Annotated in this window: 1 protein-coding gene; it reads left to right on the top strand. The window is 71.4% G+C overall.

From position 1 onward, the window contains the following. Positions 1-325 (top strand): sigma 54-interacting transcriptional regulator (locus M0638_RS28645; RefSeq protein WP_248670357.1); only part of this gene is annotated, 325 nt, incomplete at both ends.

Below are 325 nucleotides of genomic sequence, written 5' to 3'. Positions count from 1 at the left end.
GGGCGAGCTGCCGCTCTTCGTGCAGACCAAGCTGCTGCGCACGCTGCAGGAGGGCACGGTGATGCGCCTCGGCGGCCATCGGGAGGTCAGGGTGGATGTCCGGCTCGTCGCCGCCACCAACCGGGACCTGCGCACGGCCGTCGCGCGCGGCAGCTTCCGCGAGGACCTGTTCTACCGCCTCAACGTCATCCCGATCATCCTGCCCAGCCTGGCCGAGCGGCGCGGCGACATCCCGGACCTGGTGGCGAGCTTCCTCAGCCACGCCAACCAGGCGAACGGCACCAATGTCAGCCTGACCGGGCGCGCGGTGGCGTTCCTGGTCCGC

This window comes from Roseomonas acroporae, from assembly GCF_023223525.1.
Classification (GTDB): Bacteria; Pseudomonadota; Alphaproteobacteria; order Acetobacterales; family Acetobacteraceae; genus Roseomonas_E; species Roseomonas_E acroporae.
Note: the sequence above shows the minus strand (reverse complement) of the source record. Positions and strands in the feature narration are given on the sequence as shown.